Below are 7,551 nucleotides of genomic sequence, written 5' to 3' on the forward strand. Positions count from 1 at the left end.
CCACACCGACATCTCCTTCATCGCCGGCCTGCTCGTCGTCTCGCCCCTGTACTACTTCACCGTGAAGACCGTGACCCGACTGCGGACGACCGCGGCTGTCGAGGACGTTCCCACGCTCATCCAGAGCGAGACCGGAGCCTGAGCACACCGGTGAGCCGGGCACCTGGCCGGCTCACCGTCGCAGCTTGCCCCAGTCTCTCCAAAACGGCTCCAGCCGGCACGTCAACAGCTCCTGCTTCACGCGAGCGGCGTTCGCTGGTGAAGACTCCACCCAAGAGCCCCCTGAGCGGTCGGCGTCCTGCGAAGGCCCACCCCGACACGGGCAGAACGCTGCAGAGGGCCAATCTGAGCCTTGATTGCCGGTCCAGCCGGACGAGTGCCGACGGGAACATCCGTCCTCGGCGGCGCACTACCGGGCGGGGTGTCAGCAAGCCGACGACCGAACAAGCAGGAGAAATGTTGTGAGTCTGAAGATTGTTGTGTGTGTGAAGTATGTGCCCGACGCCACTGGCGACCGGCACTTCGCCGATGACCTGACCGCCGACCGGGACGACGTGGACGGTCTGCTCTCTGAGCTGGACGAGTACGCGGTCGAGCAGGCCCTGCAGATCGCGGAGGACGCGGACGACGCCGAGGTCACCGTGCTGACCATCGGCCCGGAGGACGCCAAGGACGCGCTCCGCAAGGCCTTGTCGATGGGTGCTGACAAGGCCATCCACGTCGAGGACGACGACCTGCACGGTACCGACGTCATCGGTACCTCCCTGGTGCTGGCCAAGGCCATCGAGAAGGCTGGCTTCGACCTGGTCGTCTCCGGCATGGCCTCCACCGACGGCACCATGGGTGTCGTCCCCGCGCTGGTCGCCGAGCGCCTGGGCGTCCCGCAGGTCACCCTGCTGTCCGAGGTCTCGGTCGAGGACGGCACGGTCAAGGGCCGCCGCGACGGCGACGCCGCGAGCGAGGAGTTGGAGGCGCAGCTCCCGGCGCTTGTGTCCGTCACTGACCAGTCGGGTGAGGCGCGCTACCCGTCCTTCAAGGGCATCATGGCGGCCAAGAAGAAGCCGGTGGAGTCCTGGGACCTGTCCGACCTGGACATCGAGGCCGAGGGGGTCGGCCTGGACGGAGCGTTCACCAAGGTCGAGGCCGTGGCCGAGCGCCCGGCCCGCACGGCCGGCACGATCGTCAAGGACGAGGGCGAGGGCGGCAAGCAGCTCGCTGAATTCCTCGCGGGCCAGAAGTTCATCTGAGGCCCGCAGTCGCTGACCGCCCCTCAACTTCTTTTCTCAGGAGAGTATTCCCATGGCTGAAGTCCTCGTCTACGTCGACCACGTGGACGGCGTGGTCCGCAAGCCCACCCTGGAGCTGCTGACCCTGGCCCGCCGTATCGGCGAGCCCGTCGCCGTCGCCCTCGGCAACGGCGCAGCCGACACCGCCGCCACGCTCGCCGAGCACGGCGCGGTGAAGGTCCTCACCCACGACGCCTCCGAGTACGCCGAGTACCTGGTGGTGCCGAAGGTGGACGCACTGCAGGCCGCCTACGAGGCCGTCTCCCCGACCGCCGTGCTGGTCCCGTCCTCTGCGGAGGGCAAGGAGATCGCCGCCCGCCTGGCGCTGCGCATCGACTCCGGCATCATCACCGACGCCGTTGACCTCGAGGCCGGCGACGAGGGGCCGGTAGCCACCCAGTCGGTGTTCGCCGCGTCCTTCACCACCAAGTCCCGCGTCATCAAAGGCACCCCGGTCATCACGGTCAAGCCGAACTCGGTCGCCGTCGAGGCCGCCCCGGCCGCCGATGCGGTCGAGTCCCTGTCGGTGACCTTCTCCGACAAGGCCACCGGCACGAAGATCAACGCCCGCACGCCGCGTGAGTCGACGGGCCGCCCGGAGCTGACCGAGGCAGCGATCGTGGTCTCCGGTGGCCGTGGCGTCAACGGCGCGGAGAACTTCTCGATCATCGAGGCCCTCGCCGACTCCCTCGGCGCGGCCGTCGGTGCGTCGCGTGCCGCCGTCGACGCTGGCTGGTACCCGCACACCAACCAGGTCGGCCAGACCGGTAAGAGCGTGTCCCCGCAGCTGTACATCGCCTCGGGTATCTCCGGCGCGATCCAGCACCGCGCCGGCATGCAGACCTCGAAGACGATCGTGGCCGTCAACAAAGACGCCGAGGCCCCGATCTTCGACCTGGTCGACTACGGCGTGGTCGGCGACCTGTTCGACGTCGTCCCGCAACTCACCGAGGAGATCAAGACTCGTTCCTGATCAGCGAACTCAAGGACTACTGATGCCACGCTGCGCGTGTTCGCGCCTGCCGAGGAACGGTCACGTGACCTTGTGCGGTCGGCCCAGGGCGCGGTGACGGCATCGCTGCCGTTCCGTTTCCCTGGACCGCCGTCCCGAACCGGACGTGCGTGTTTCCACGCATCCGGCTCTCCACGTGCCTTGCCCGGTGGGACGGGACCTACAGCACCTCGAAGACGTTCCGCGGTACCTGCAGCCGTCACGGCGGTGTCCGGTACTGGTACAAGTAGGCCGCGCCGGCCATCCCGCCTGGCGCCACCAGTTGGTGTCTCGGCAGTGCGTTGACCCCTGTGGCCCTGGCAGGGAAGGATGCCGGCATGCTGCTGCTCGCCAGTCAGAACGACCCCGCTGCGGGCGGTGTGTTCCTGTTGATCTGGGGACTAGGCAGCGTTTGAAATGTTGATCAAGGTCGTGGAACGATCCCGTCGTGGCGCGTGGAGACCTGACGGACGAGCAGTGGTTGCGGCTGGAGCCGCTGTTGCCTTCGATACCGGCGATGGGACGGCCGTGCCGGGACCGCCGTCAGGTGTTCGACGGGATCTGGTGGCGGGCTAGAACGGGCTCGCCCTGGCGGGACGTGCCGGGGCGCTATGGCCCGTGGGAGACCGTGTACTCGAGGGCGTTCTTGGCCAGGGCGAGGGACTCGATCAGGCCGGGCTCCGGCGCGGACTGGTGTGCCTTGTAGGTGCTGTCCTGTCCGGCGCGTACCTGTGAGCCGTCCTCGGCGTCGAAGACCACGAAGATTTCGAAGTCCGTGGCGTGCTGGGCCTGGCGCGGTATACCCGAAGACGCCCGTGCGGTCGACGGACTTGTCCCGGCTGGTGATGCGGGCGGCGAACCTGTACCAGGCGCGGTGCAGGAGGTAGTGGCCGTCGACGAGCAGCAGAACAGTCATGGCGGCGTGGCCTCCAGGTGCGGTGCGTGCTGGTTGGTGCCTGTGACCGCGTGGTCCGGGCATCTGGTGCGGATGGTCGGGGAGTGCGCTGAGGGTGCGGAGGGACGTCCGTTCACGGAGGCGACGCCACAGAGGTCAGCTCGTAGGACCGGGAAGTTCGGTGACGGGCTGGGGAGCGGCCCTGGGCAGACCGAGGCGTCGGCGGCCCCGGTGGACGGCGGCAAGCTGGGTGGTGGTCTGCTCGCCCCAGTCGAAGAGTTGACTGGCCTGTTCCGGGGTGGCCAGGATGCGGGTGTGGCTGCGACCCGTGTCCGGACCGGCCGGTGGGGCACCGGTGTCGGTGAACCTCGCGGCGTAGCGCAGGTGGGTGTGCCGCGTTCGGGGATCGGTGAGGTGTCCGAGAAGCAGCGGTGTTCTGAGCAGGGCCGCAGCGTGCTTCGCGGCCTCACGGCACAGTGTTGACGCCCGGTCACCCTGGTCCTGCGGCCCGGGCACACCTCCAGGTAGACGGGCGGTGCCGGTTTCGCGTTCAAGGAGGACGAGTACGCGTCCGTCCGGTGCGAAGAGCCATCCATGGACCTTGGTCACCGTCCGCTCGTGCGGGGATGGGCCTTCGTGCCACGGGTAGTGGAGCTCCGCGCGGGCAGTGTGCAGGACGGCGAGGCGGTCCAGGACAGTGGGGGCGATCGGGAGGCCGTTCTCCAAGAGCACGGCCCCGGCGGCGTTGATCCGGGCGCGCAGCGCGGACAGAGCCCGCCGCGCATCGCTGGGGGAGAGCTTGTCGGGGAGCCGGGACGGCTCGACGAACTCGATACCGGTGATCTCGTGATCGGGCAGGCGGACCTTCGCAATCCGGGTCTCGTCCCAGGTGCCGCCGTCGAAGACGTGCACGATCTCACCAGGAAACCGCACAGACGGGCGCGCGCCGAAGCCCTCCGCGGAGACCCAGTCGACGGCAAGGCCACGATCGGCCACGGTGACGATGCCGAGTTCCTCCATCACTTCGCGCGCGGCGGCGTGGGCGGGTGACTCGCCCTTGTCGACGCACCCGCCTGGCGAAGCAGGCGGGTTCGTCGATTTCTGGCCGGTGAGTCGCAGGAACCGACGCGTGAGTGGTTCACCGACAGCTATGAGTATGGCGGGTTCGCGGCCGAACGAGCTCGGGGCGAGCGGCCCGTCATCGCTGCAGTGTGTCTGGCCGGTCGGCGATCTGAGTGCCGTGGTCGGAACAGGCTTGACCTTGACGCTGGGTCAACCCTCCATCCTTCCGGGAGGAGCTTCCGCGCAGTCGCCCGGAACAGCTCCGCGAAGGAGGCAGATGACCATGACAGCCCAATCGATCGCCGGTCCGGCGATTCGCGTGCAAGGTCTCAAGAAGTCGTACGGGAAGCTCGAAGTGCTGCGCAGTGTGGACTTCGACGTGGTGCCGGGCAGCATCTTCGCCCTGCTCGGTTCCAACGGGGCGGGCAAGACCACGACCGTGAGGATCCTCGCCACTCTCCTGAAAGCCGACGCGGGGACGGCGAGCGTCAACGGCTTCGACGTCGCCACGCAACCGGCGAACGTGCGCGACTCCATCAGCCTCACCGGACAGTTCGCGGCCGTCGACGAGATCCTCAGCGGTCGGGAGAACCTCGCCCTGGTCGCCAGGCTGCGCCACCTCAAGGACCCGGGCGCGACTGCGGATGACCTGCTGAGGCGTTTCTCGCTGAGCGAGGCGGGCGCGCGGCGAGTGTCCACGTATTCGGGTGGGATGCGCCGCCGGCTGGACATCGCGATGAGCCTCATCGGGAATTCGCCGGTGATTTTCCTGGACGAGCCGACGGCCGGACTCGACCCCGAGGCGCGCATCGAGGTGTGGGATGCGGTCAAGGAGCTCGCCAGCCACGGAACGACGGTGCTGCTCACCACGCAGTACCTGGACGAGGCCGAGCAGCTGGCCGACCGGATCGCGATCCTCCACCAGGGCCGGATCATCGTGAACGGCACCCTCACCGAGCTCAAGCAACTCTTCCCACCAGCCAAGGTCGAGTACGTCGAGAAGCAGCCGACTCTCGAGGAAATCTTTCTCGCAGTCATCGGCGGCAGCGACAAGAGCGACGTCACTGGCACGACAACTGGGGGACGAAAATGACCACGTACTTCTTCAACGACACTGCCGCGCTCACGGGGCGGACCCTGCGCCACGTCACACGCAGCATGGACACCATCATCACGACCGCCATCACGCCTGTCGCCATGATGCTGATGTTCGTCTACGTGTTCGGCGGCGCCATCGATACCGGGTCTGTTTCGTACGTGAACTACATGCTGCCCGGCATCCTGCTCATGACCATCGCCTCAGGCATCTCCTACACCGCGTACCGGCTGTTCACCGACGTGAAGAGCGGGATCTTCGAGCGATTCCAATCCATGCCGATCGCGCGGTCGGGTGTGCTGTGGGCCCACGTCGTCACCTCTTTGGTCGCCAACCTGATCGCGCTCGTGCTCGTCGTGGGCGTCGCTGTGCTCATGGGCTTCCGCTCAGGGGCAGGAGTGTCGGTATGGCTCGCGGTCACCGGCATCCTGCTCCTGTTCACCCTGGCGCTGACCTGGCTCGCCGTGATCCCCGGGCTTTCTGCGTCGTCGGTCGAGGGCGCGGGCGCCTTCGCCTACCCCCTCATCTTCCTGCCGTTCGTCAGTTCGGCGTTCGTGCCCACCAAGACGATGCCCGGCCCGGTGCGCTGGTTCGCCGAACATCAGCCGGTGACGTCGATCGTCAACACGATCCGCAACCTGTTCGCCCAGCAGCCGGTCGCTGACGACATCTGGACCGCCCTCGCGTGGTGCGTCGGCATCCTCGTCGTGGCGTACGTCTTCGCGATGGCCGCCTATCGCCGGAAGATCGCCTGAGGCAGTCTGAGACCCATGCTCACCATCAGCCAGCTTGCGGCGTACGCCGGGGTGACGGTGCGGGCGGTACGCCACTACCACCGGATCGGGTTGCTGCCGGAGCCCGAGCGCGACCGGTCCGGATACCGGACCTACGGCGCTGCCGCGGTCGTGCGACTGATCCGGATCCGCACCCTCGCAGACGCCGGCGTGCCGCTGGCCCGGGTACAAGAACTCCTTGACGCCGGACCGGAGGGCTTCGCCGGCGGCGTCCAGGAGATCGACAAGGCCCTGCGCGCCGAGATCCGGCGGCTGCAGGACACTCGCAGCCGACTCGCCAGGCTCGCCGCCGGAGAGCACCTGGCGCTTCCGCAGAGCGTCGTGGACTACCTCGACCGGCTGCGCGGTCTCGGCGTTGAGGAGGGGTACATCGAGATGGAGCGGGACGCCTGGATCATGATCGCCGCCCAGGTGCCGCACTCGATCGACGCCGTGATCGCCAAGAAGCACAAGGAGCTGGACGACCCCGACACGGTGAAGCTCTACAGCCTTCTCAGCGGGGCACTCGACTGGCCGGCCGACGATCCGCGGATCGTCGAGGTCGCCGACATCATGGAGCGCCTGATGATTCGCGCTGAGGAGGCTGGCGAGGTGGGTGCCGACGACGGCATCGACGACCAGTTCGTCGACCTGCTGGACTCAACCGCGGCCAACTCCTCACCGGTCGCCGAGCGGCTCCGGGCGATTCTGGAGGAGCGGGGTTGGAAGGGCTGGATCCGCGTCGAGCGAGTGCCTGCCGAGAGACTCAACACTGAGCTGCCGCCATCGTGAAGGCAGGCCAGGGTCCTGGAAGGACGCTATTTGGGGGTGCACGTGCTTCCCAGGGACGGCCGTCTGCCTCAGTGAGGAACAGGCCCGACGCGGTGGGGGTAGGCAGCGTGGATGTACTTCATGGCAGTGGTGATGGAGATTCCGAAGACACGGACAAGGTGGACGGGATCTTCGGTCTCACGGGCCTCATCCAGGATTCTGTCGGCGCGAACTGCGCGCAGAGTCAGACCAGCGGGATCGAAGCGCCTGTAGATGTAATCCGCGGAGACAGGATCGGTCGCGCTGACGGTCTGTTGAGTGACCAGAAGGTGCGCGTTGACGGTGCGTGGCCAACGCTGATGGCGGTAGCGGAGCCAGGCATGCAGCAGGTCAGCTGTGGTGTCGTCGAGGTGGACGACATGACGGCCGTGGGGGCGGCGGATCAGAAGTTGCCGTCGGGTGAGCAGCACGTCGGAGAGGACGAGGTCGCGCAGGTCGGTGCCGCTTGTTGCGTGGAGGGCGACCAAGGCGAGAACCAGACGGGTAGCCGGGTTGGAGCTGGTTTCCAAGAGCCCGGCCAGCTGTGGTTCCCCCGCAGTGCGGGAGTGGCTGACTAGCTGGTCAGGGCGGGTTGACGTGGTTTCAGGTTCACTTGTTCGGTCGCTGCCTGGTCGGCG

General features: G+C 67.5%; 8 protein-coding genes and 2 pseudogenes. 7 read left to right on the plus strand and 3 right to left on the minus strand.

Annotated elements, in window-relative coordinates; all coding sequences use genetic code 11:
- Positions 1-461: 461 nt before the first annotated feature.
- The 4 genes and pseudogenes from ACF08M_RS41055 to ACF08M_RS41070 all read left to right on the plus strand — a co-directional run.
- Positions 462-1,247 carry an electron transfer flavoprotein subunit beta/FixA family protein gene (locus ACF08M_RS41055; protein WP_392190422.1) on the plus strand — a complete coding sequence of 262 codons (786 nt, stop codon included), beginning with the start codon at positions 462-464 and terminating at the stop codon, positions 1,245-1,247.
- A 52-nt stretch (positions 1,248-1,299) separates the two neighbouring features.
- Positions 1,300-2,259 (plus strand): electron transfer flavoprotein subunit alpha/FixB family protein, encoded by a 960-nt coding sequence (locus ACF08M_RS41060; RefSeq protein ID WP_392190423.1) that lies wholly within the window; start codon positions 1,300-1,302, stop codon positions 2,257-2,259.
- A gap of 149 nt (positions 2,260-2,408) precedes the next feature.
- Positions 2,409-2,528, plus strand: coding sequence for a DUF3761 domain-containing protein (locus ACF08M_RS41065; protein WP_392190424.1), 120 nt, complete (start codon positions 2,409-2,411; stop codon positions 2,526-2,528).
- A gap of 197 nt (positions 2,529-2,725) precedes the next feature.
- A pseudogene (locus ACF08M_RS41070) lies at positions 2,726-2,917 on the plus strand (transposase); the annotation flags it as partial.
- On the opposite strand, the gene ACF08M_RS41075 reads toward ACF08M_RS41070, so the two are convergent.
- Together ACF08M_RS41075 and ACF08M_RS41080 are read right to left on the minus strand one after the other, a co-directional pair.
- Complete coding sequence (locus ACF08M_RS41075; RefSeq protein ID WP_392190429.1) at positions 2,887-3,036, minus strand: hypothetical protein; 150 nt, start codon at positions 3,034-3,036, stop codon at positions 2,887-2,889. The pseudogene ACF08M_RS41070 and the gene ACF08M_RS41075 overlap by 31 nt on opposite strands.
- 292 nt (positions 3,037-3,328) lie before the next feature.
- The gene (locus ACF08M_RS41080; protein ID WP_392190428.1) at positions 3,329-4,330 is read right to left on the minus strand and encodes an NUDIX domain-containing protein; all 1,002 of its coding nucleotides are present in this window, start codon (positions 4,328-4,330) and stop codon (positions 3,329-3,331) included.
- A 187-nt stretch (positions 4,331-4,517) separates the two neighbouring features.
- On the opposite strand from ACF08M_RS41080, the gene ACF08M_RS41085 reads away from it, so the two are divergent.
- Genes ACF08M_RS41085 through ACF08M_RS41095 form a run of 3 tightly spaced genes read left to right on the plus strand, consistent with a single transcriptional unit; the run spans position 4,518 to position 6,895 of the window.
- Positions 4,518-5,327 carry an ABC transporter ATP-binding protein gene (locus ACF08M_RS41085; protein WP_392190425.1) on the plus strand — a complete coding sequence of 270 codons (810 nt, stop codon included), beginning with the start codon at positions 4,518-4,520 and terminating at the stop codon, positions 5,325-5,327.
- Positions 5,324-6,085 (plus strand): ABC transporter permease, encoded by a 762-nt coding sequence (locus ACF08M_RS41090; protein WP_392190426.1) that lies wholly within the window; start codon positions 5,324-5,326, stop codon positions 6,083-6,085. Before ACF08M_RS41085 ends, ACF08M_RS41090 begins: the two co-directional genes overlap by 4 nt.
- Before the next feature lie 15 nt (positions 6,086-6,100).
- Positions 6,101-6,895: a MerR family transcriptional regulator gene (locus tag ACF08M_RS41095; protein WP_392190427.1), complete on the plus strand. Its 795-nt coding sequence runs from the start codon at positions 6,101-6,103 to the stop codon at positions 6,893-6,895.
- Between the two features lie 68 nt (positions 6,896-6,963).
- On the opposite strand, the pseudogene ACF08M_RS41100 reads toward ACF08M_RS41095, so the two are convergent.
- Positions 6,964-7,551: pseudogene (locus ACF08M_RS41100) on the minus strand (hypothetical protein); the annotation flags it as partial.

This window comes from Streptomyces sp. NPDC015032 (assembly GCF_043080425.1).
Lineage (GTDB): Bacteria > Actinomycetota > Actinomycetes > Streptomycetales > Streptomycetaceae > Streptomyces.

Excerpts from the sequence above, each read along its gene's own strand:
- ACF08M_RS41060 (WP_392190423.1), top strand. The coding sequence starts at position 1,300 with ATGGCTGAAGTCCTCGTCTACGTCGACCACGTGGACGGCGTGGTCCGC.
- ACF08M_RS41085 (WP_392190425.1), top strand. The coding sequence starts at position 4,518 with ATGACAGCCCAATCGATCGCCGGTCCGGCGATTCGCGTGCAAGGTCTC.
- ACF08M_RS41090 (WP_392190426.1), top strand. The coding sequence starts at position 5,324 with ATGACCACGTACTTCTTCAACGACACTGCCGCGCTCACGGGGCGGACC.
- ACF08M_RS41095 (WP_392190427.1), top strand. The coding sequence starts at position 6,101 with ATGCTCACCATCAGCCAGCTTGCGGCGTACGCCGGGGTGACGGTGCGG.